This window comes from Desulfobulbaceae bacterium DB1 (genome assembly GCA_001914235.1).
Lineage (GTDB): Bacteria > Desulfobacterota > Desulfobulbia > Desulfobulbales > SURF-16 > DB1.
Genome location: MQUF01000026.1, coordinates 105,002 through 123,954, shown reverse-complemented (window position 1 = coordinate 123,954; position 18,953 = coordinate 105,002). Strand labels below are relative to the sequence as shown.

General features: G+C 53.8%; 27 protein-coding genes and 1 pseudogene. 13 read left to right on the top strand and 15 right to left on the bottom strand.

The genetic code is table 11. The features are described 5' to 3' along the window. Positions 1–205 precede the first annotated feature (205 nt). The 6 genes from BM485_17920 to BM485_17895 all read right to left on the bottom strand — a co-directional run bounded on the left by BM485_17920 (position 206) and on the right by BM485_17895 (position 5,948). Complete coding sequence (locus BM485_17920; GenBank protein OKY73688.1) at positions 206–520, bottom strand: ATP-dependent Clp protease adaptor ClpS; 315 nt, start codon at positions 518–520, stop codon at positions 206–208. A 220-nt stretch (positions 521–740) separates the two neighbouring features. Continuing rightward, positions 741–2,108, bottom strand: a complete 1,368-nt coding sequence (locus BM485_17915; GenBank protein OKY73687.1) for a hypothetical protein — start codon at positions 2,106–2,108, stop codon at positions 741–743. 553 nt (positions 2,109–2,661) lie between these two features. Next, positions 2,662–4,104 carry an exodeoxyribonuclease III gene (locus BM485_17910; protein OKY73686.1) on the bottom strand — a complete coding sequence of 481 codons (1,443 nt, stop codon included), beginning with the start codon at positions 4,102–4,104 and terminating at the stop codon, positions 2,662–2,664. Positions 4,105–4,115: 11 nt separating this feature from the next. Further along, positions 4,116–5,372: a transcriptional regulator gene (locus tag BM485_17905; GenBank protein OKY73734.1), complete on the bottom strand. Its 1,257-nt coding sequence runs from the start codon at positions 5,370–5,372 to the stop codon at positions 4,116–4,118. Positions 5,373–5,385: 13 nt separating this feature from the next. Next, positions 5,386–5,700, bottom strand: coding sequence for a plasmid maintenance protein CcdB (locus BM485_17900; protein ID OKY73685.1), 315 nt, complete (start codon positions 5,698–5,700; stop codon positions 5,386–5,388). Beyond that, on the bottom strand, positions 5,700–5,948 hold the full coding sequence (locus BM485_17895; GenBank protein ID OKY73684.1) for an acetoacetyl-CoA synthase: 249 nt from the start codon (positions 5,946–5,948) through the stop codon (positions 5,700–5,702). Before BM485_17895 ends, BM485_17900 begins: the two co-directional genes overlap by 1 nt. A gap of 263 nt (positions 5,949–6,211) precedes the next feature. Here BM485_17895 and BM485_17890 point away from each other — a divergent pair, with 263 nt between their 5' ends. The 3 genes from BM485_17890 to BM485_17880 are packed head-to-tail and all read left to right on the top strand — an operon-like array spanning position 6,212 to position 7,119. Next, entirely contained in the window at positions 6,212–6,454 is a 243-nt protein-coding gene (locus BM485_17890) for an antitoxin (protein OKY73683.1), read from the top strand. Beyond that, on the top strand, positions 6,451–6,876 hold the full coding sequence (locus tag BM485_17885) for a twitching motility protein PilT (protein OKY73682.1): 426 nt from the start codon (positions 6,451–6,453) through the stop codon (positions 6,874–6,876). Before BM485_17890 ends, BM485_17885 begins: the two co-directional genes overlap by 4 nt. A 30-nt stretch (positions 6,877–6,906) precedes the next feature. Next, a complete protein-coding gene (locus BM485_17880; protein OKY73681.1) occupies positions 6,907–7,119 on the top strand; it encodes a hypothetical protein in 213 nt (70 codons plus the stop codon). Here BM485_17880 and BM485_17875 read toward each other — a convergent pair. The 4 genes from BM485_17875 to BM485_17860 all read right to left on the bottom strand — a co-directional run bounded on the left by BM485_17875 (position 7,116) and on the right by BM485_17860 (position 9,008). Further along, positions 7,116–7,394: a toxin Y4kP gene (locus tag BM485_17875; GenBank protein ID OKY73680.1), complete on the bottom strand. Its 279-nt coding sequence runs from the start codon at positions 7,392–7,394 to the stop codon at positions 7,116–7,118. The two genes, BM485_17880 and BM485_17875, sit on opposite strands and share 4 nt — an antisense overlap. Next, entirely contained in the window at positions 7,385–7,651 is a 267-nt protein-coding gene (locus BM485_17870) for a hypothetical protein (GenBank protein ID OKY73679.1), read from the bottom strand. Before BM485_17870 ends, BM485_17875 begins: the two co-directional genes overlap by 10 nt. A gap of 185 nt (positions 7,652–7,836) precedes the next feature. After that, positions 7,837–8,199, bottom strand: a complete 363-nt coding sequence (locus BM485_17865) for a four helix bundle protein (protein OKY73678.1) — start codon at positions 8,197–8,199, stop codon at positions 7,837–7,839. Further along, positions 8,196–9,008, bottom strand: coding sequence for a hypothetical protein (locus tag BM485_17860; GenBank protein OKY73677.1), 813 nt, complete (start codon positions 9,006–9,008; stop codon positions 8,196–8,198). Before BM485_17860 ends, BM485_17865 begins: the two co-directional genes overlap by 4 nt. Before the next feature lie 129 nt (positions 9,009–9,137). On the opposite strand from BM485_17860, the pseudogene BM485_17855 reads away from it, so the two are divergent. From BM485_17855 to BM485_17830, 6 genes and pseudogenes are all read left to right on the top strand, one after another. Continuing rightward, positions 9,138–9,447: pseudogene (locus BM485_17855) on the top strand (hypothetical protein). Next, positions 9,444–9,737, top strand: a complete 294-nt coding sequence (locus BM485_17850; protein OKY73676.1) for a transcriptional regulator — start codon at positions 9,444–9,446, stop codon at positions 9,735–9,737. Before BM485_17855 ends, BM485_17850 begins: the two are co-directional and overlap by 4 nt. Before the next feature lie 60 nt (positions 9,738–9,797). Continuing rightward, the gene (locus BM485_17845; protein ID OKY73675.1) at positions 9,798–10,040 is read left to right on the top strand and encodes an antitoxin; all 243 of its coding nucleotides are present in this window, start codon (positions 9,798–9,800) and stop codon (positions 10,038–10,040) included. After that, complete coding sequence (locus tag BM485_17840) at positions 10,037–10,300, top strand: toxin of toxin-antitoxin system (protein ID OKY73674.1); 264 nt, start codon at positions 10,037–10,039, stop codon at positions 10,298–10,300. The genes BM485_17845 and BM485_17840 overlap by 4 nt, the downstream gene beginning before the upstream one ends. Before the next feature lie 29 nt (positions 10,301–10,329). Next, entirely contained in the window at positions 10,330–10,650 is a 321-nt protein-coding gene (locus BM485_17835; protein ID OKY73733.1) for a hypothetical protein, read from the top strand. Next, positions 10,647–10,859 (top strand): hypothetical protein, encoded by a 213-nt coding sequence (locus BM485_17830; protein OKY73673.1) that lies wholly within the window; start codon positions 10,647–10,649, stop codon positions 10,857–10,859. Before BM485_17835 ends, BM485_17830 begins: the two co-directional genes overlap by 4 nt. Before the next feature lie 15 nt (positions 10,860–10,874). Here the strand turns inward: BM485_17830 and BM485_17825 are convergent, their stop codons facing one another. After that, positions 10,875–11,372 (bottom strand): hypothetical protein, encoded by a 498-nt coding sequence (locus BM485_17825; protein ID OKY73672.1) that lies wholly within the window; start codon positions 11,370–11,372, stop codon positions 10,875–10,877. A gap of 47 nt (positions 11,373–11,419) precedes the next feature. Between BM485_17825 and BM485_17820 the strand changes: the two genes are divergently transcribed. Then, positions 11,420–12,793, top strand: coding sequence for a hypothetical protein (locus tag BM485_17820; protein ID OKY73671.1), 1,374 nt, complete (start codon positions 11,420–11,422; stop codon positions 12,791–12,793). Positions 12,794–12,803: 10 nt separating this feature from the next. Here BM485_17820 and BM485_17815 read toward each other — a convergent pair whose 3' ends face one another. Next, positions 12,804–13,379 (bottom strand): hypothetical protein, encoded by a 576-nt coding sequence (locus BM485_17815; GenBank protein OKY73670.1) that lies wholly within the window; start codon positions 13,377–13,379, stop codon positions 12,804–12,806. Between the two features lie 69 nt (positions 13,380–13,448). On the opposite strand from BM485_17815, the gene BM485_17810 reads away from it, so the two are divergent. Then, positions 13,449–14,693, top strand: a complete 1,245-nt coding sequence (locus tag BM485_17810) for a hypothetical protein (protein OKY73669.1) — start codon at positions 13,449–13,451, stop codon at positions 14,691–14,693. Between the two features lie 216 nt (positions 14,694–14,909). On the opposite strand, the gene BM485_17805 is transcribed toward BM485_17810, so the two are convergent. Further along, on the bottom strand, positions 14,910–16,553 hold the full coding sequence (locus BM485_17805; protein OKY73668.1) for an L-aspartate oxidase: 1,644 nt from the start codon (positions 16,551–16,553) through the stop codon (positions 14,910–14,912). A gap of 382 nt (positions 16,554–16,935) precedes the next feature. Between BM485_17805 and BM485_17800 the strand changes: the two genes are divergently transcribed. Further along, positions 16,936–17,556 carry a beta-phosphoglucomutase gene (locus BM485_17800; protein OKY73667.1) on the top strand — a complete coding sequence of 207 codons (621 nt, stop codon included), beginning with the start codon at positions 16,936–16,938 and terminating at the stop codon, positions 17,554–17,556. Between the two features lie 161 nt (positions 17,557–17,717). Here the strand turns inward: BM485_17800 and BM485_17795 are convergent, their stop codons facing one another. Next, a complete protein-coding gene (locus BM485_17795; protein ID OKY73732.1) occupies positions 17,718–17,930 on the bottom strand; it encodes a hypothetical protein in 213 nt (70 codons plus the stop codon). A 37-nt stretch (positions 17,931–17,967) separates the two neighbouring features. After that, complete coding sequence (locus tag BM485_17790) at positions 17,968–18,177, bottom strand: hypothetical protein (protein ID OKY73666.1); 210 nt, start codon at positions 18,175–18,177, stop codon at positions 17,968–17,970. 144 nt (positions 18,178–18,321) lie between these two features. Between BM485_17790 and BM485_17785 the strand changes: the two genes are divergently transcribed. Continuing rightward, on the top strand, positions 18,322–18,726 hold the full coding sequence (locus BM485_17785) for a CoA-binding protein (protein ID OKY73665.1): 405 nt from the start codon (positions 18,322–18,324) through the stop codon (positions 18,724–18,726). The last annotated feature ends 227 nt before the right edge of the window (positions 18,727–18,953 follow it).

Here is an 18,953-nt window from a genome sequence, read left to right as displayed (position 1 = left end):
GAGACAGAAGTCAGGAGAACGGCATTTCCCATGCCGACAACTTTTCCCGATCCATGGTAACAGTTATGGCGGAAAATGATTTCCGCACTTCGGAAATCCATCAACCGTTAACAGCAAACCGTGAACTGCCCTTTCACTGTAAAGTTCCGCTCTGCCTTAATTCTGCCCATTCCGCCTCCTGACTTCTGTCTCCTGTCTTCTTAACTCACACCTGCTCCATGGAGCACTTGAGGGGGAATTCATTCCTCCGCGCCAGGTCGTGGACAATATGCACTTTGGTATCGGCAATCTCCCTGGTGTATACCCCGGCCACGCCGATGCCCTGCTGATGAACATTGAGCATGATCCGGGTGGCCTCGCCCGCATTCTTGTGGAAAACCGTCTCCAGAATCATAATGACGAAGTCCATGGTCGTATAATCGTCATTGTGGAGCAGCACCTTGTAAAGAGGCGGTTCCTCCACCTTCTGTTTTTCCTCGGTGAGCACACCGCTGTCACGCTTCTTATCCGGCACAGCCATTTACTTTCGTACCTCTCTTCTTCTTCAGATCCACCGGGCGGTTGCCGTGCGGTTGCCTAAAGTGCCTAAAGTGCCTAAAGTGCCTAAAAGTTTACCATTTATCTTTTATGACGCCATCTGTAACTCAAGGCATTTGAAGAAATATTTTTCTCCACGCACCGCATGTTCACCCAATACACCCTTATTGTAACCATTCGCGTTGAAGTCGGCAAGAGAAGGGTTACTTTCCTCCGGAACGGTGACCATCGAGAAAGCGGAACAGAAAGTGTTCAAGAATAATGCCCGGCGGCAGGCCGCTCCCTTTCAGTTGAAACTCGGCATCAAGCAGCAGGCTCAGCCCCTTCTGCAAGGTCGGCAGATCAAAATTTTCCGTCTGCTGGAATGTCTTGTAGAGCACAAAAGGGTGCCCTGCCAAAAATGGTGATTTGCCGAAAGAAGTTTGCTTCAGTTCCGCCAGATATCCTTTCTGAAAGACGCCAAAGGAGAGTCCGGCCAGGTAGCGGGGCGAATCCTTTTCCCGCAGGGCCCGGACAAAAATCAGCTTCCGCAGCAGATTGCGCAGCCCGGCAACCAGGGCCAGCGGATGCAGGCCGCTTTCCTGCAAGCGGACGACCAGCTCGATGGCCCGGGCCGGATCAGCCGATGCCACCGCATCATTTAACTCATAGATCGCCTCTTCCCTGGTCTGGCCGATAATGGCCGACACGTCGTCCCGGCTGACGGTTTCCCGATCCCCGACATACAAGGCGAGCTTTTCGGTTTCCCGCACCGCCGCCACCGGGTGAAAGCCGACCCGATCAAGCAAGGCGTCGATCACTCCGGGTCCGGCCTTTTTCCCCATTTCCGCAAGGGTCGAGACCAAAAGATCGCGGATCACCGCATCCCGGTCTTTCTGCGCGGCGGAAGTCGCCCCCGCATCAACCGAGAGATCGACAACGGCACCGATTTCCTCTATTTTTTTGAACAGCTTTTTCCGTTTATCGACCGCTTCCGCCGACAGCACCAGGACGTTTCCGCTGGGCCAGGCTTTTTCCAGCGCGCCGAGCATCAATTCCTCGCTTGAGGCGCCCTCGCCGCCGGCGGTCCCGGCGGGGAAAACAACATCCCCGCACCAGCCGACAGCATCCGGTTTATCAAAACCGAAGAGTTTTTTCCACTGCGCGGCGGAAAGTTCCCGCAGCGACTCATCCGCATCAAGCCCTCCGGCATGGATCATTTTCAGCAGATAGCGCCCCGCCTTGTCGGGCTTTGCCTCATCATGGGCCTTTTTCGCCTTGTCCCAGAAATTTTTCGCCACTGCCTTGGAAAAAAATATCTTCGAATCAGTCACCCGCACCACCTGCCGCCCGGCAAAGAGGCTGTATGTCTGGAGATGGCTCACGGTGCGGGCCACATCCTCCTGCTCTCCGTCAATTTTCTTCAGGTTGAGGTTGCGTTCTCTTTCGTCCGGCAATAAACGGGCGACAATCTCCTCGACCGCCTCCCGACACAGGTAGCGTTCGCCGAACAGGAGATAGACCGGGCGAATCTCTCCCTTGGTTATTTCAGCAAGCAATTTCGCTCTCTCGTGTCGTTGATAGCTGGGCATGGTATGAATTTACCATCTTCTCGAAGGTGTTGGAAGAAATTAAAGGGCAGGAGTCAGGAGTCAGGAGTCAGGAGTCAGGAGTCAGGAGTCAGGAGTCAGGAGTCAGGAAATAATATTGAAAGGGATGAAAATGTGCAAGAAACTTATCAAAAGAAGGACGGAAATCATTTGCCGCCATTGCTGGTGTCGGCATGGAAAAAGTGAACTGCCTCTAAAGAGGGACGATCAATCCAGGGATTTTTCCTTTTTATTCTGTCTCCTGTCTCCTGACTCACTCTTCTCTCAGGGGTAGGGCGGGAATCCTTTCCCGCCGAAATGGCTGCCGGCAAGGGATTGCCGACCTACTCTCCTGACTCCCGACTCCTGTCTCCTGACTCCTGACTCCTGACTCCTGTCTCCTGTCTCACTCTTCTCTCAGGGGTAGGGCGGGAATCCTTTCCCGCCGAAATGGCTGCCGGCAAGGGATTGCCGACCTACTCTCCTGTCGGCAAGGGATTGCCGACCTACTCTCCTGACTCCCGACTCCTGCCTCCTGCCTCCTGTCTCCTGCCTCCTACCCAAAATCAATCCCCACCGGGCAATGGTCCGAGCCCATGACATCCTTCAGAATTGACGCCTCCCGCACTCGCCCCCTGCTTTTTTCATCCACGCAGAAATAATCGATGCGCCAGCCGATGTCCTTGGCCCGGGCGTTGAACCGGTAGCTCCACCAGGTGTAATGGCCGCCGGCCGGGGTGAACATGCGGAAGGTGTCGACAAAGCCGCTCGACAGAAAATCATCCATCCAGCGCCGTTCCTCCGCGGTGAATCCGGCATTATTCTCATTGCTTTTCGGGTTGGCGAGATCAATTTCCCGGTGCGCCACATTATAATCGCCGCACACCACCAGCGACTTGCCGCGGCCAAGCCCGGCAAGAAAATCCTGCAGGGCGCGGTTGAAGGAAAGTTTATAGTCAAGTCGCTTCAGGCCCTCGCCGGCATTGGGGAAATAGATGTTGACCAGGAAAAAATCGGCAAATTCCAGGGTGAGCACCCGTCCCTCCCCGTCAAATTCCGGGATTCCCATGCCGTGCATGACCTTGAGCGGAGCAATCCTCGTGTACACCGCCACCCCGGAATAGCCCTTGCGCTCGGCGGAATGCCAGTACGAGGTATAGCCGTCGATATTTTTCAGGGCGGCGCCAAGCTGGTCCTCCTGGGCCTTGGTTTCCTGCAGCGCCAGGATATCCGCGTCGAACTCCCGGACCTGCTCGACAAAGCCCTTTTTTTCCAACGCCCGGATGCCGTTGACATTCCAGCATACCATTTTTTTCAGCAGATTCTTGCCCGGCATTTTCTTGTCCCTGACCTTGCGCGGCGTGACGCCGATACGCGGGCATTCCGCGCGGATCACGCAGGAATCGCAGTGGGGCGCCACCGGCCGGCAGGTCCCCTGGCCGAATGCAACGAGGATGGAATTGACCGTGAGCCAGTGGTGCTTCGGCAGTTTCGCCCGCAACGCCATTTCCGTTTCAAAGGGCGTTTTCGTTTGCACATACCCCCAGATGTTCATGATGCGGTGCACATGGGTGTCAACGCAGATGGCCGGTTTCTTGAAAGCCACGGCCACCACCAGATTGGCGGTTTTTCGTCCCACCCCGGGCAGCAGAAGAAGCTCCTCCACCGTATCGGGAATTTTTCCGCCGAACCGGCTGAGCGCTTCGGGCAGCCGGGCCAGATAGGTCGCCTTGTTGCGGAAAAAACCCACCGGGGAGATGAGACCGGCGATTTCTTCCTCGGAAAGCGCGGCAAGCGCCTTGATATCCGGGGCTCTTTTAAAAAGGCGGGCCGCGGCAGCGGCGGTGGTTTCGTCCTTGGTGCGGGCGGAGAGGATGGTGGCCGTCAGCACCTGAAAAGGGTCCTCGGTCTGCACGGCGATGAGGTCCACCACCGGCACCTTGTAAGAGGCCACCTCATGGGCAAGAATGGTGAGAATGTGGTCGATGTTGAATGGCATGGGAGTCGGGGTCAATCATCGTCATGGGGTGACGGCGCCGCAAAAATCGTCAGCTTGAGCTCGGCATCATCGATGAGCAGGTACTCCGGTTTCCTGCCCGACAGTTTCTCGCTTTCGATGATGATGATCGGCACCCCCTCACCTCGCCTGTCCATAATAAAGTTCCGCTGACTGCCGATGGCATTTACGTTCATCGGGCAACGAGCCAGCAAGGAACTGATTAATTCGTTCCGTGCCGATTGCCGTTCCGAAATGCTCTCAATGGTCATGGTGTTGGGGATCGCGCCAGGAGAGAATATTTCCAGCCGATCGCCAAACAGGTGCAGGCGGATCTTGGAACCGTAAATGGAGTAATCGCGATGGGCAACTGCGTTGACCACCGCCTCGAAGACCGCATTCATGGAAAACTGCGGGGTCTCGATCCGGTTGGGTGCTTTGATGGCAAAGACCCGCATGTTTCTCTCGACAAACTTGCAGGCGTCCCGAATCTGCACATCAAGCGGGCCAGTGATATCCCGGGCGTCCAGTTGATAGGCAGCGTTGCGCGCGGTTCCCCGGTAACAAACGACCTGAATAAACGCGCTGGGCAGAAAAGACTCTGGCGCGTCCGATGTCATCAGAATACCGCTGACCGTTGCCCGCATGGCGCCGTCTTCGTCCTTGGCAAGGAGTTTCATCTTTTCAAGAAATTCCATATCCGCTTTCGGCGAGATAACCGTCCTGAATTGCTTCCACAGCTTGGGATTCAGATCATTGACCGATGTCCCCGGAACCGTCTGTTCGTCGAAGCGGATGAGTCGCGCCTGACTGCGTTGCTGGAAGAGCCGGGCCAGCACATCTGGTTTCATCTCCCGCTTGGAACTGCCGAGGCGGCGAAAATAGCCATTGGGGCTTTTATGGACGAACAGACTACGGGGCACGTCTATTCGCAGGATAGTTTTCTCACCATCTCGTTGATCGGGCACAATTAGTTTGCGAATGACGCAATCCAAGGGAGGATCAATCGAGTCGTTGCAAATGGAACGAAGCCAGCCTTCAACCATGTCAAGTTTCTCCGGCGGTATCCCTCGAATCTCTTTGCTCTTGTCATCAACCCCCAGCACAATGATGCCGGATGTCGTATTCGCCATGGCCGCCAGTTCGTCTGCCATGCCATCCCTGTGTGGGCCGACAACTTTGTTTCCGCTGAATTCCACCGCCTTGAGTTCAAGAACAGAGTCTTCGCCCAAGGCAATTTGTTTAAGCAGTTCGGAAATGTTTTCGTACATCATTGTCCATGCCTCAATAGCCGGTGAATAAAAAATCCAGCGCGCCGATAATTTCGTTTCTGCTGTCGATCAATGACGTTACTTTTTCTCCCAGGATTTTTACCGGCACACCGGCAAGTTCCGCGGTGGACATCACGACATGTGTCTTTTTGATGTCAAATACCGGGTTGAGATGCCTTGCCGCCTTCCCCATGACGGAAACGGGCACGAGGGGTACGACGACATGAGTCGCCAGGCCGGCAAGCAAATCGGCTTGCACATCGAGCAAATATGGTACGGTTTTTTTCGTGTCCGGGTTTGAATTTTCATAAACGTCAAATTGTGCCATCAGAAGCACCTCAATCCGTCACTGAAAGCCCCGGCAGTTGCAATACGGGAGTTATACGCCTCGATTGCATCATGATTTTCTTCAAGCCATTTTCGCGATTGTTCCTCACGCAGCATTTCGGCAAGACGCTGTTCAAGGGTTTGCGAAAGATTAATATGGTTTTCCTTGGCCAACCGGAGGAGTTCGCTGTTAATGCTGAGATTCGTTGATTTTTTGGGAGCATCCGGCCTGGCGAGTATTGCTTGCATTGCTACCTCCATATGCGCATGTTTTATGCGCATATAATACCAGCATATTAATCCGCGGCAAAGAGAAATTTCGGCATGCCGGCAACTGACTTGAAATCAGGTAAACTACCCAGCACCCCGCAGCTGCCGGGTTACGGGCGCAGCAGGAGCCTGTCTGTTTTACCGGGTAAAAACGTGGTCTGCTCATTACGGTACTTATTGACTCGTACCCCAGGATGACGTATAAAATAATATAAAGTGTACGCCATAAAAAGGAGGCTGTTATGAACACAAAGTTAACATTGCGCATGGATGAAAATCTCATTACGTCGGCCAAAAAATATTCCGCCCGGACCGGAAAGTCCGTATCACGGCTTGTTGCGGATTTATTTGAAATTATTAAAAACGAGAAAATACAAACCGAACAGGAATTAACCCCGACAGTCAAATCCCTCAAGGGCTCGCTGAAAGGCGGGAAAATACGGGAGGTGGACTATAAAAAATATCTGGAAGAAAAATATTTATGAAAATCCTCTTTGACACCAATGTTATTCTGGATGTTTTGTTGGACAGGGAACCATTTTCACGGGATGCATCGATTTTGCTCTGCAAGGTCGAACAGTCTGAAATTATTGGTTTCGTCTGCGCGACAACAATAACAACCATTCATTACCTCGCCGCCAAAGCCCTTGGTAAAAAAGCGGCCTCCCTCCACATCCAGTCGCTTCTTTCATTATTCGTGATAGCGCCGGTTAATAGAATTGTCCTTGAAAAAGCCTGTGATGCCGCGTTCAATGATTTTGAAGATGCGGTTATTCATGAAGCAGCGCGCAATGCCGGCGCACAATATATCGTCACAAGAAATATCACGGACTTCAACAAGAGTCTGCTGCCGGCATATGAACCGGGCGAGCTCCTCAACGCCCTGGCAGCGCTGAGAGAAGAGTGAGTCAGGAGTCAGACGTAGGTCGGCATTCCTATGCCGACATCAATTTCGGCGGGAAAGGATTCCCGCCCTACCATCTACAACCGCCGGGAAGACGGAGAGCAGGTCGGCATTCCTATGCCGACAGCCTTTTCGGCGGGAAAGGATTCCCGCCCGCCCTACCCCACTTTGCGTTATAACCGCAAAAGAAATGTTCGAAGGGACATAGTGGAGAAACTCTTGCAAGCGGCTCCTAAATCTCTCTAAGGCCACTTCATTGCCCCATGCAGCACCCTGATTATTTCCAACCAATTATCCTTTATACGATATGGAATAAAATATGGAGTCCCGGTGACAATCAGTTCCTTGGTTCCGGTTTTTCTACCCGGTCTGCCCATCCCAGGCTGCAAAACCAAATCATTTTCCACAATACTTATAATTCTTAGAACAAATTTTTTAGCGGCCCGGGGTTTATCTCTCTCAATGTGTGCGCGGAGAGACTGGAGGTCGGCTATGGCTTGCTCTGTCCACCTTACTTGCATCCGGGCAGTTCTTTCTCAAGAGAGGTGTTCCAGCTTATCACCCAATTTTTAACATCTTCATGGGTGATCATTCTGCCGGCATCAGCACTTTTGAGGCCTTCCTCGATTGCTTCAACCTGCCAGGCCTCTTGCCTCACATAATTTTTTATCGCCTCAACAGCACAAAAAGATTTAGTCCTCTTGGTCGATTGAGCAAGTGACGTCAACTGTTCCGCCAACTCCTTCGGCAATCGTACACTAATAGTAGTAGTTGTCATAAAAGCACCTCCTGAGCACATTGTAATACATCGTGTTCACGCTGACAACGACAATACTTTCCCACCAGCACCCTCTGACATAAAAAAAGTAAGTTACAAAGTCAGGAGTCAGGAGGCAGGAGTCAGGAGTCAGGAGTCAGGAGTCAGGAGTCAGGAGTCAGGAGTCAGGAGTCAGGAGTCAGGAGTCAGGAGTGAAGCATGGATGACATGTATGCGTCAAGTAATTTGCTGACCTCTTCAAGTTGTCCCATTAATTGGGAGGAGTTCCCATAGCCGAGATCCTGCGCCAGAATCAGATAATAACGGCATTCTTCCAGAGAGGCCTGGGCAATGTTAAGAAATCTCGACTTGTCGGGTTTTGTTCTTTTTTTGAATCCTTCGGCGATGTTGGCGGGAACGGAGACCGCAGCCCTGCGAAACTGCGACGTGAGTCCGTAAAGTTCCTTTTGTGGAAAGGAGGTGGTATAGGCATAAATCGCTAACACAAAAATATGCGACTTTTGCCAGACAATAAGGTCTTGAAATCGCTTTGCCGGCTCCCGATTCACTGTTCTTTCTCCTGACTCCTGACCCCTGACTCCCGACTTCCTCCGTTTGTCCCCTCCAGCACCAGTTCCAGGGGCTGGTGGTCGGAGCTGAGAATGTCGTAATGACAGGAGGCGGAAACAATTTTCAGTCCCTTGACAAAAACATGATCCAGAGCGCGGCCCAGGCAGCGGGAGCGACGATCAGGCTCGAAAATCGCCAGGTCCATGCAGAGGTTTGCGGTCATGTCCTGGAGGAAGGCGGTGCGGCTGGCCAGCCAGGTGTTGAAGTCGCCGGCCAGCAGAACAGGTCCGTCATGCGCGTCAATTTCTTTTTCAAGCTGGCGCATCTGGTGCTTGAATTTGTTGATCCTGACAAAATTGATGGCATGGACATTGAGCACCAGCAGTTCCCGCTCGCATTGGGCCAGACGGTATCTGGTGCCGATGGCCATTTTCGGCAGCCGCACCACCGGCTCATGGAAGGGGGAACGGAGAAAAAACAGATCCGTGGGTTCGGCCCGACTGCCGGTCATCACGCCGACGTCAATGTCATGCAGACGCCGGGTAAAGCCGGCGGCCAGGTCCCAGCGCAGACCGGGGGACTGCAGCAGCATGCGCAGCATGGCGGGCCGGAGAAAAACCTCCTGCAGCAGCACCAGATCCTTGCCCAGGGTGAGCCGTGGGAAATCAGTGGCCCAGCCGGTCTTCTTGGCCTTGTGGATATTCCACACCAGCACGCTGAAGGCGCGGTTGATGGCCGGTTCCGCGGGCGCCCCGAAGGATGTCAGGACATCGGCGTGGTCCGGTATGAGATGGGTGAGTCCTTTCATGCGATTAGAATACCGGAGTCAGGGGCCGGGAGCCAGAATAAAAAGATGTGCGTTGTCTCCATTTCGTATCTTTTCAACGATTTAAAAAGATGGGATTGACAATGTTGTCTAAAATGATAACCTTTAATTATGAAATGGAAAGTATCATTTTGCGACCGAAAGGTCGAAGCCGCAACATTGGCATTTCCCAAGGGGATTTTGGCTGATTTTTTACATATTGCTGAAATAATACAAGAATTTGGCCCTGCTTTAGGTGCGCCATATACAAAGTCCCTTGGTGAAGGACTCTTTGAAATCAGGGCCAAGGGGCAGGAGGGACTTTTGTACTGTGAAGGGGAAAGAGGTTGTTATTCTCCACTCCTTTATTAAGAAATCGCAGAAAATCCCGAAGAAAGAAATGGGTATGGCTCGCAAAAGGCTGAAAGAGGTGAAGCAATGAGACCATCACTGAAAGAATTCAAAAAGAAAGCACTTTCCGATCCCGAAGTCAAGAAAGAGTATGTAAGGCTTTCCGCTGCCTATGAACTCAGAAAACAACTCATTAAAATCCGCAAGGAAGCCGGGTTGACTCAGGAAGAACTTGCCGCGATTTTACACACGAATAAAAGCAATATTTCAAGGCTTGAAAATGTAAATTCAAAAATTTCTCCAAAACTATCTACCATTGAGGAGTATGCCAAGGCAGCAGGGTACAGGCTTGAAATTAATTTTGTCCCGCAATCCCATTAAAAATCCACCTTGCAATAGCGTACGCCATGCTGTACGCTCTCCTGACAGGAGGAACCGACCATGACCATTCTTAATGCCACTGAGGCGCGATCCCGGCTGTACAGTCTGATCGATGAAGCCGCAAATACCCATCAACCAATTGTCATTACCGGAAAAAGAGGAAATGCTGTCCTGGTGTCCGAAGAAGATTGGAACGCCATCTCGGAAACACTCTCTTTGCTGTCAGTACCGGGAATGCGTGAATCAATCAAGGCAGGCATGAATCAGCCGGTCGCTGAATGCTCGCGGGAGCTTGATTGGTGAGCTGGCTGCTCGTTTACACCGGACAAGCGCAAAAGGACGCAAGGAAACTCGCCGCATCAGGGTTGAAGAAGAAGGCGCGGGCGTTGCTGGCTGTTCTGCGGGAAAATCCGTTTCAAAACCCTCTGCCCTGCGAAAAACTGATTGGCGACCTGGGAGGGGCGTACTCACGAAGAATAAACATCCAGCATCGCCTTGTTTATCAAGTCCTGGAAGAAGAGAATGTGGTGAAGGTGTTGCGGCTGTGGACGCATTATGAGTAAGCCGGAGGTGGAAACAGGCTCATATGGCAGTGCAAAATATTTTTGATGAAATAAAAGCATCGGCCCAGAGAAAAATTCTCTATCTTCCTCATGCGATCCGGCAAATGTCACGGCCTGATCGCATGATTTCACCGATGGATGTGCGAGAAGTAATTGAGAATGGTGAGATCATCGAAGATTACCCGGCAGATCCGAGAGGGCATAGCTGCCTGATGTTTCTCCACAAAAATAAAGAATATCCGATACATGTTGTTTGCTCACCCAAGGAGGATTATTTGGCCATAATAACAGCGTATATCCCCAGCCGGGATGAATGGGATGCGAATTTTACGAAGAGGGAAAAAACATGAAATGTATTCATTGCCGGGGAGTCTTGAAAAAAGGATCAGCACCGCTGCATATTGACAGAAAAGGGTGCCATCTGACTTTGGATAATGTTCCCGCATGGATTTGCAGCCAATGCGGTGAGGCGTACTTTGAGGAAGCGGAAGTGGCGGCAGTGCAGGAACTTATTGTCGTTATTGATCAGAAATCACAGCCTTTGGTTGTTAACGCTTGATCGGAAAAAATGAGATCATCGCCAAACGGTAATGTTATGACTCTCATCAGGGAGAAACTCCCGTCCCTCTCCCTCGGCAAGGGTCTCCAATTGAGAGTCTCCCTCTCCCCTCGGGCACGGGCCCTCCCTCGAAATTCTCCCTCTCCCTCGGGCACGGGCCTTCCCTCGAAATTCTCCCTCTCCCTCGGGCACGGGCCCTCCCTCAAAATCTCCCTCTCCCTCGGGCACGGGCCCTCCCTCAAAATCTCCCTCTCCCTCAGGGAGAGGGCCGGGGTGAGGGGAATTTTCCCCACCCCAAAAAAAATTCTTGACAAAAAATCCAAAAAAAAAGCCTAATAAAATAGGCGTATCTGCCGATAGTATGCAATTTTTTCTTGCCAAGAGGTATTTCTTCGGGGTAAAAGAGAAATTGTTATTGTCAGCGGAGGACTGATTCGGCGGCGGGAGCGGGGGAAAATGCTTCCGCCCGAAAAGGATCACCGGCCGCGCGGACAATAAAAACAAGGGTTCCATGGGGGAATCCGCTTCATTCATCTTAACTTGAGAAAAGGAGATTCAAGATGAAAAAAATTATTTCCACCGTTGCCGCCCTCGGCCTTGTTGCCGGTTTCGCGGCCACCGCATCCGCCATGGATTTTTCCATGACCGGCAAGTACGTACTCGAAGGCTACATGCTGAACAATGCCGACGGCTTAGGCTTCAACCCCTACAGTGACGAAGCCGGCACGGACTCCGCCTGGGTGCAGACCTTCCTGGTCAAACCGACCCTGAAGGTCAACGACAAGATCACCATGTTCTCCGAGATCCGTTTCGCCAAGGACTCCGACTGGGGTGATGATGCAGCGGACGGTGGCCCCGGTATGGGGGATCATCGCGGCGTGGATATCTACCACATCTACATGGAATACATGTCGCCGGTCGGTAAACTGCGCATGGGCCGCACCCCGGCCGGTTCCTGGGGCAGCGACTTCATGAGCACCTCCACCACCGCCAACCGTTTCATGTGGTGGCCGAGCTTTGTGGCCGAGCCCTTCAGCCTCTGCCTCTTCACCCAGAAGACCGTTGAGAACGACTGGGATAACAACAACGATGACAATGATTCCGATATGTATGAAATCGACCTGACCTACAAGGTCGACAACATGAACCTGCGCGCCGCCTATGACTTCATCAACGACAAAACGCAGAGCGATGTCGAAACTGCATTAGGATCTCTTTACGACAGACAGCACAATCGTTTGAAACTCAATGCCGACATGCAGTTCGGCCCGGTTTCCGTGCTCAGTGAGTATGGCTGGCAGTTCGGTGACTTCCGGGATTATGATACTGAAGTCGCTGGTTTAGAAGAAGACCGCGACGTGGACGCCATGGCCTTCATGCTCGACGTTTCCACCAAGATGGATAAGCTTGACATCGGCCTGCTGTACTTCTGGGCCGAGGGCCAGGATGAACTTGACGATGCCGACGACGACATGACCGCCGCCATGAACGGCGCCCTGGATAACGGTATCGGCGACGACTTCAACCCCTACTACATCCTCACCGGCGACCACACCGGCATGCTGAACAGCGACGAGTACGACGCTGATCCTTTCATGGTACAGGGTGGTGTGCATGCCATCGGCATTCATACCGACTTTGCCGTTTCCGATCAGTTGTCCCTGCATGGCGCTGTTGCCTACGCCTTGGTTGACGAGGAAAGTGGTGTTGAGCAGATGTTGTTGCAGCAGGGGCTTGGCGCCGTTAGCGTTGACGATGAGTACGGCTGGGAGATCGACCTCGGCGCCAAGTACAAACTGCTTGACAACCTGACCTACGAACTGCGCGGTGCATACTTCAACACCGGCGACTTCTTCGAGGATATCGCTGAAGCAGCCGGCCAGGATGCTGATGATCTGTATCTTGTCAGCCATCACCTGACCATGACCTTCTGATTTTTTCTCATTAGTTGGTTGTTTGTAGAAAGCCCTGCCTCGCGCAGGGCTTTTTTTTTGCCTGGTGTCGATGTCGGCAAGGGATTGCCGACCTAATCTCTGTCTTCCCGCGGGTGTGGGGTAGGGCGGGAATCCTTTCCCGCCGAAATGGATGTCGGCATAGGAATGCCGACCTACTCTCCGTCTTCCCGGCGGTTGTAGATGGTAGGGCGGGAATCCTTTCCCTCCGAAATTGATGTCGGCATAGGAATGCCGACCTACTCTCCGTCTTCCCGGCGGTTGTGGGGTAGGGCGGGAATCCTTTCCCGCCGAAATGGCTGTCGGCAAGGGATTGCCGACCTACGTCATTCACGATTTTAACGCCAGCACGCGAAGCCGCAAAGGAAACTTGCCGTTTTACAATGAAAATATCTTTGTGTCTTTCGGCCTTCCTGTTACTTTTTTCTCCTGACTCCTGACTCCTGACTCCTGACTCCTGACTCCCGACTCCTGACTCCTGACTCCCGACTCCCGACTCCCGACTCCCGACTCCTGACTCCTGACTCCCGACTCCTGCCCCCCTTCTTTCCCCTCTTGCCTCTCTCATCACTTAATGGTACTTTGCAGCGATTCAAGCAACCATCACCTAACCACAGAATGTAATTGCGAGACGCCCATGAACCGAAAATTCCTTTTGCTCCTTTCCCTGACCGTGCCCCTCGCCCTTTCCGCCTGCGGCAAAAGACTCACCATGAACGACGCCCTGGAGCAGGGGGCCCAGCCGCTCTCCGGCGCGGACGTCGCCTCCATGGTGACCGACAAGGTGCTGCATATCTCGAGCTGGGATAAGTCCATCGAGGCGGATGTGATTCTGCACGACAGCGGCAAACTCTCCGGCAAGAACAGCGTCGGCGACAAAACCGGCGGCCGCTGGAAGGTAACACCCGACAATACCCTCTGCCTCGCATACGACGACTGGGGCCTGAAGGAGATGCGCTGCTTTATCGTCTTTAAAAAGGATGACGGCTTCACCATGTTCCGCTCCGACGGCTCGCTGGATTCGACCTTTACCGTTGACGGTCTTGCCGCAAGCGACCTTTCCTTCAGCGGGGTGGGCATGGGCCGGTCCATGCCGGGCAGCGACAGCTCGGCTAAAACCGAAATCATCCCGGATCAGGCAAGCAGCCGCACCCTGGTCATCCCCGATGAAGAGAAAAAAAAGGACAGCTGGTGGAAGCTGGGGCTTTTCAGCGATAACCTGGACGAGGAAGCAGCCCCGGCCGACCTCGGCGCGCCCCCTCCGGCTCCGGCTTCCCGGGAGAAGCGCCATCTGCTGGATGACCGGGAATGCGCCCACTGCGACCTGACCGGCGAAAACCTGCGGAACGCCGAACTGAAAAAAGCTGATCTGGAAGGGGCAAAGCTCGCCAAGGCCGATCTGTCCGGCGCCGTGCTGCGGGGAGCCAATCTTAAAAAAGCGACGCTCGGCGGAGCCACGCTTGCTGGAGCGGATCTCACCGCCGCCGATCTGGCAGGGGCTGACCTGACCGGAGCCAATCTGGAAGGGGCAAAGCTTGAAAGCGCAAATCTCAGCGGGGCCGTTCTCGTCAATGCCCGCATGGTGGATGCCGTTCTGGAAGACGCGGTGCTGACCAACGCCGACATGGAAGAGGCCAATCTGCACTGGGCTGATCTGACCGAGGCTGACCTGAAGGGGGCCAACCTGAAAAAAAGCTACCTGATCAAAGCCAATTTCACCAAGGCCGACCTGACCGGCGCCGATCTCACCGAGGCCTTGACCCAGCGGGGAATTTTCGATTCCGCCATCGGCTATGAAGCGCCGGTCGTTGACAAGCCGGAAGGAGAAAACAAGCCGGCTGAAGCGGAAAAAGAGAAAAAATCCTTTTTTAATATTTTTTGACAAAATAAAGGAGTCAAGAGTCAGGAGTCAGGAGTCAGGAGTCGGGAGTCGGGAGTTGATTGTAAGGCCAAGGGGCAAAAACACAAGATTTTTCCAACCAAGACACTTAAAAACGTAGGTCGGCAATCCCTTGCCGACAACCATTTCGGCGGGAAAGGATTCCCGCCCTACCATCTGACAAAACAAGGACGCCGGAAGATAAGAAAACGATTGCCTTTATTCTGACTTCTGACTCCTGACTCCTGGCTCCTGCCCCTTCCACAGCACCGTGTTCTTCCGCCAGTTGACATCATCCCGCCGCGGGTAATCAAGCAGGTAATGAAGCCCCCTGGACTCCTTCCTCTTCATGGCGCAACAAACGATGAGTTCCGCCACCAGGGCCAGGTTGCGCAGTTCAATGAGGTCCGGGGTCAGCAGATAGTCGCGGAAATGCTGGGCCACTTCGTCAAGGATGGGCCGCATCCGCTTCTTCACCAGGCTCAGCCGTTTTTCCGAGCGGACAATACCGACGTAATTCCACATCAGCCGACGGAGCTGGTCCCAGTTGTGGCTGATCAGCACGCACTCCTCGATCCGTTCCGCCTTGCCGGCATACCAGCCGGACACTTGGGGGAAGGGGCGTTTGCTCACTTCCGGCCATTCCTTTTCACACTGCAGCCAGGCCTGATGCGCAAAAACCACCGCCTCGAGCAGTGAGTTGCTGGCCAGTCGATTGCCGCCGTGCAGCCCGGTGCAGGCGGTTTCGCCGAAGGCATAGAGGTTCTCGATGGAGGTACGGCCCATGATGTCGGTCAACACCCCGCCGCACATGTAATGGGCGGCCGGCACCACCGGGATCGGCTCGCGGGTGATGTCGATGCCGTAGGACAGGCAGGTCGCGTAAATGTTGGGGAACCGTTTCCTGACAAAATCCGCCGGTTTATGGGTGATGTCGAGAAAGACATTGTCGTCGCCGCTGGCCTTCATCTCGGAATCGATGGCCCGGGCCACCGCATCCCGGGTGGCCAGATCGCCGCGCGAATCGTATTTTTCCATAAAGGCTGTGCCGTGCCTGTCCACCAGGCGACCGCCTTCGCCGCGCACCGCCTCGGATATGAGAAAATTTTTGGCCTGGGGATGATACAGACAGGTGGGGTGAAACTGGACGAATTCCAGATTGGCCACCTTGGCTCCGGCCCGGTAGGCCATGGCAATGCCGTCGCCGGTGGCGATGTCGGGATTGGTGGTATAAAGATAGACCTTTCCCGCCCCGCCGGTGCAAAGCACCGTGGTCCGGGCCAGATAGGGCTTGATGGAGTTGTCTTGCCGGTCGAGGATATAGGCGCCCAGGCAGCGGTCCGGAAAAGGCCCGCTCACCGGGATCCCGGCCCTGGAGGCAATCAGCAGGTCAACCGACAGATGATCCTCCAGCACGGTGATATTGTCGTTGCGGGCAACCTGGTTCAGCAGCCCGCGCTCGATCTCCCGGCCGGTGAGATCCCGGGCATGGGCAATGCGCCGGGCCGAGTGGCCGCCTTCACGTCCCAGGTCAAGACGGGCATCATTCCGCTCATCCCTGGTAAAGGAAACGCCGAGATCAATCAGCTCCCGGACGCGCTCAGGCCCGCTTTCCACCACCAGTCGCACCACCTCTTCATCGCACAGGCCGTCGCCCGCCTTGAGGGTATCCTCGATATGCATGGCAAAGGAATCATGCTCCGAGAGCACCGCGGCGATGCCGCCCTGGGCAAGATTTGTCGCCGTGTCAACCCGGTTTTTCTTGGTCACCAGGATGACGTGGCCCAGCCGGGCCGCCTTCAGGGCAAAGGATAATCCGGAAATTCCGGAGCCGATAACGAGAAAATCTGTTGCCAAGGTCATATTTAACGAATACCTTTCTTCGGAGAAGTCAGAAGTCAGAAGTCAGAAGTCAGAAGTCAGAAGTCAGAAGCCAGAAGTCAGAAGCCAGAAGTCAGAAGCCAGAAGTCAGAAGCCAGAAGTCAGAAGCCAGAAGTCAGAAGCCAGGAGTCAGGAGCCGGGAGCCGGGAGCCGGGAGCCGGGAGCCGGGAGCCGGGAGCCGGGAGCCGGGAGCCGGAATAACTGACTTCTTCCTCAATTAAAATCCATTGTAACTATCCAGGTAGATAGGCTGTAGACTGAAGGAAAAGCGCCTAAAATATGTAATACGACAGTACCGGCAGCCCTATAGCCTTCAGTCTACAGTCTAAACAGCTGGATAGTTACAATCCATTCATAAAAAAAAATGTCCGAAATAAAACTTGTCATCTTTGATTGCGACGGCGTCATGTTCGACTCAAAAAACGCCAACCGAATGTATTACGACCATATCCTCGCAGTCCTCGGCCACCCGCCCATGGACGCAGAGGAGCTTGAATACGTTCATATCCATAACGTGATGGATTCGGTGCGCCATATCCTGCGTCATTATCCGGCGGACATAGAAAAAGCGGAACAATACCGGGCCGATCTCGACTACCAGCCGTTTTTGCAGTACATGCACATGGAGCCGGATCTGATTGAATTCCTGCAGTTCCTCACCCCCCGCTGCGATCGGGCGATCAGCACCAACCGGACCAACACCATGCGCAATATCCTGGACATCTTCGGCCTTTCCCCCTATTTCGGCAAGGTGGTAACCGCCTTTGACGTGGAGAGGCCCAAGCCGCATCCCGACGCCCTGCTGGCCATCCTCGACCATTTCGGCCGCCGGGTGGATGAATCCATCTACATCGGCGACTCCATCATCGACCGGCAGCACGCAAGCAGCGTCGGCATGCGGCTGATCGCCTTCAAGAACCGCGCGCTTGACGCGGAATACCATGTGGACAGCTTCATGGAGATTGCCGGGCTGCCGCTTTTTTGAGGCGCACGCATCAAAAAAGATAAACCCGTAAAAAGTCTTTTTTTTACCCCTGAGAGCACAGAGGGCGCAGAGAAAATATTTTAAATTACAGCATGTTACCTCTGCGTGCTCCGTGTGCTCCGTGTGCTCCGTGGCGAAAAACCGTCATTTACGGAATGTCTCTAATGATGGTGGTCGTGGTGGTGATGCCCCTCCGCCGCACCGCCCAGACTCTCCAGCGCCTTTTGCAGATATTTGTCCGTTTTGGCCATTTTTTCCATTGCCTTGCCGATGGCCTCGGCTGTTTCAGCGGCCCCTTCTTTTTTCGCCACGTCCAGCCATTTGGCAAATTCATGCTGATGGCTGCGGCTGTGTTCGATCCAGTGAGGAATCAGCACCCGCAGTTTTTCCAGTTCGGTCAGTTCCTTGTGCTCAGCCATTTTTTTCTTCTCCGACAGGGGCAAGGGTGACCACCCCGCCCATGAAATCTATTTTTTTGACATAAGAGGCGGCAATAACCCGCGGTTCGGCAAACAGGGTGCTGACCCGCACGCCGGCTGCATCAACCTCAAGAAAGGTGACGTTTTCCATGACAATTTCCCGTTCCCCGTTTTTTTCATAGACCACGCTCATCTGGCACATGATAGCCCCCTCCACCGCAAGAGTTGTCAATCCGAACAAAAAAGTTGTCGGCACTATTGCAAAATTCAGAAAAAACCGCCAGAAAATAATATGAGGGGCACGCCGGAAGTCACACGACAAAAGATAGACGAGGAGAGACAATCAATGCTGACCAACCTGAAGGAAATCGAATTCATTCTGAAAAACAGCCACACCATCGCCGTGGTCGGACTGTCGCCCAAGGAGAACCGGCCCAGCAATCAGGTGGCCCGCTACCTGCAGGACGTGGGCTATCGGATCATCCCGGTCAATCCCGGTCAATCCGAAATCCTCGGCGAAATCTGCTACCCGAGCCTGCTGGACATCCCGGGTCCGGTCGACGTGGTTGATATCTTCCGCCGTCCCGAAGAGGTGCCGGCCGTGGTGGAACAGGCCGTGCGGATCAAGGCAAAGGCCGTTTGGATGCAGGAAGGAATTGTCAACGACGAAGCGGCCCGGCTGGCCCGGGAACATGGCCTGCGGGTGGTGATGGATCGCTGCATGAAAATCGATCACGCCTCGATGGTGTAACAATGGTTTTTTCGCCGAACAACGCCGCACCGGCCGCAATAAGCCTCACATCGGTGCTCGATAATCTCGACTTATGAGCAGTACGGTTTCCGTGCCGTCATCCCCAAACCGTACACCGTTGCCAATTTTGCCGATGTCTGTAAAAAAGTCCTGAGAGGATCATAATTCCCTTGATTCCCATATAAAAATTACCCCATACTCTTCTATATTCAAAGGAATACCACCCT

Bases quoted from the DNA above. Each gene is read 5' to 3' on its own strand.
- BM485_17920 (OKY73688.1), bottom strand. From the start codon at position 520: ATGGCTGTGCCGGATAAGAAGCGTGACAGCGGTGTGCTCACCGAGGAA.
- BM485_17915 (OKY73687.1), bottom strand. From the start codon at position 2,108: ATGCCCAGCTATCAACGACACGAGAGAGCGAAATTGCTTGCTGAAATA.
- BM485_17910 (OKY73686.1), bottom strand. From the start codon at position 4,104: ATGCCATTCAACATCGACCACATTCTCACCATTCTTGCCCATGAGGTG.
- BM485_17905 (OKY73734.1), bottom strand. From the start codon at position 5,372: ATGTACGAAAACATTTCCGAACTGCTTAAACAAATTGCCTTGGGCGAA.
- BM485_17900 (OKY73685.1), bottom strand. From the start codon at position 5,700: ATGGCACAATTTGACGTTTATGAAAATTCAAACCCGGACACGAAAAAA.
- BM485_17895 (OKY73684.1), bottom strand. From the start codon at position 5,948: ATGCAAGCAATACTCGCCAGGCCGGATGCTCCCAAAAAATCAACGAAT.
- BM485_17890 (OKY73683.1), top strand. From the start codon at position 6,212: ATGAACACAAAGTTAACATTGCGCATGGATGAAAATCTCATTACGTCG.
- BM485_17885 (OKY73682.1), top strand. From the start codon at position 6,451: ATGAAAATCCTCTTTGACACCAATGTTATTCTGGATGTTTTGTTGGAC.
- BM485_17880 (OKY73681.1), top strand. From the start codon at position 6,907: ATGCCGACATCAATTTCGGCGGGAAAGGATTCCCGCCCTACCATCTAC.
- BM485_17875 (OKY73680.1), bottom strand. From the start codon at position 7,394: ATGCAAGTAAGGTGGACAGAGCAAGCCATAGCCGACCTCCAGTCTCTC.
- BM485_17870 (OKY73679.1), bottom strand. From the start codon at position 7,651: ATGACAACTACTACTATTAGTGTACGATTGCCGAAGGAGTTGGCGGAA.
- BM485_17860 (OKY73677.1), bottom strand. From the start codon at position 9,008: ATGAAAGGACTCACCCATCTCATACCGGACCACGCCGATGTCCTGACA.
- BM485_17850 (OKY73676.1), top strand. From the start codon at position 9,444: ATGAGACCATCACTGAAAGAATTCAAAAAGAAAGCACTTTCCGATCCC.
- BM485_17845 (OKY73675.1), top strand. From the start codon at position 9,798: ATGACCATTCTTAATGCCACTGAGGCGCGATCCCGGCTGTACAGTCTG.
- BM485_17830 (OKY73673.1), top strand. From the start codon at position 10,647: ATGAAATGTATTCATTGCCGGGGAGTCTTGAAAAAAGGATCAGCACCG.
- BM485_17825 (OKY73672.1), bottom strand. From the start codon at position 11,372: ATGGAACCCTTGTTTTTATTGTCCGCGCGGCCGGTGATCCTTTTCGGG.
- BM485_17820 (OKY73671.1), top strand. From the start codon at position 11,420: ATGAAAAAAATTATTTCCACCGTTGCCGCCCTCGGCCTTGTTGCCGGT.
- BM485_17815 (OKY73670.1), bottom strand. From the start codon at position 13,379: ATGAGAGAGGCAAGAGGGGAAAGAAGGGGGGCAGGAGTCGGGAGTCAG.
- BM485_17810 (OKY73669.1), top strand. From the start codon at position 13,449: ATGAACCGAAAATTCCTTTTGCTCCTTTCCCTGACCGTGCCCCTCGCC.
- BM485_17805 (OKY73668.1), bottom strand. From the start codon at position 16,553: ATGACCTTGGCAACAGATTTTCTCGTTATCGGCTCCGGAATTTCCGGA.
- BM485_17800 (OKY73667.1), top strand. From the start codon at position 16,936: ATGTCCGAAATAAAACTTGTCATCTTTGATTGCGACGGCGTCATGTTC.
- BM485_17790 (OKY73666.1), bottom strand. From the start codon at position 18,177: ATGTGCCAGATGAGCGTGGTCTATGAAAAAAACGGGGAACGGGAAATT.
- BM485_17785 (OKY73665.1), top strand. From the start codon at position 18,322: ATGCTGACCAACCTGAAGGAAATCGAATTCATTCTGAAAAACAGCCAC.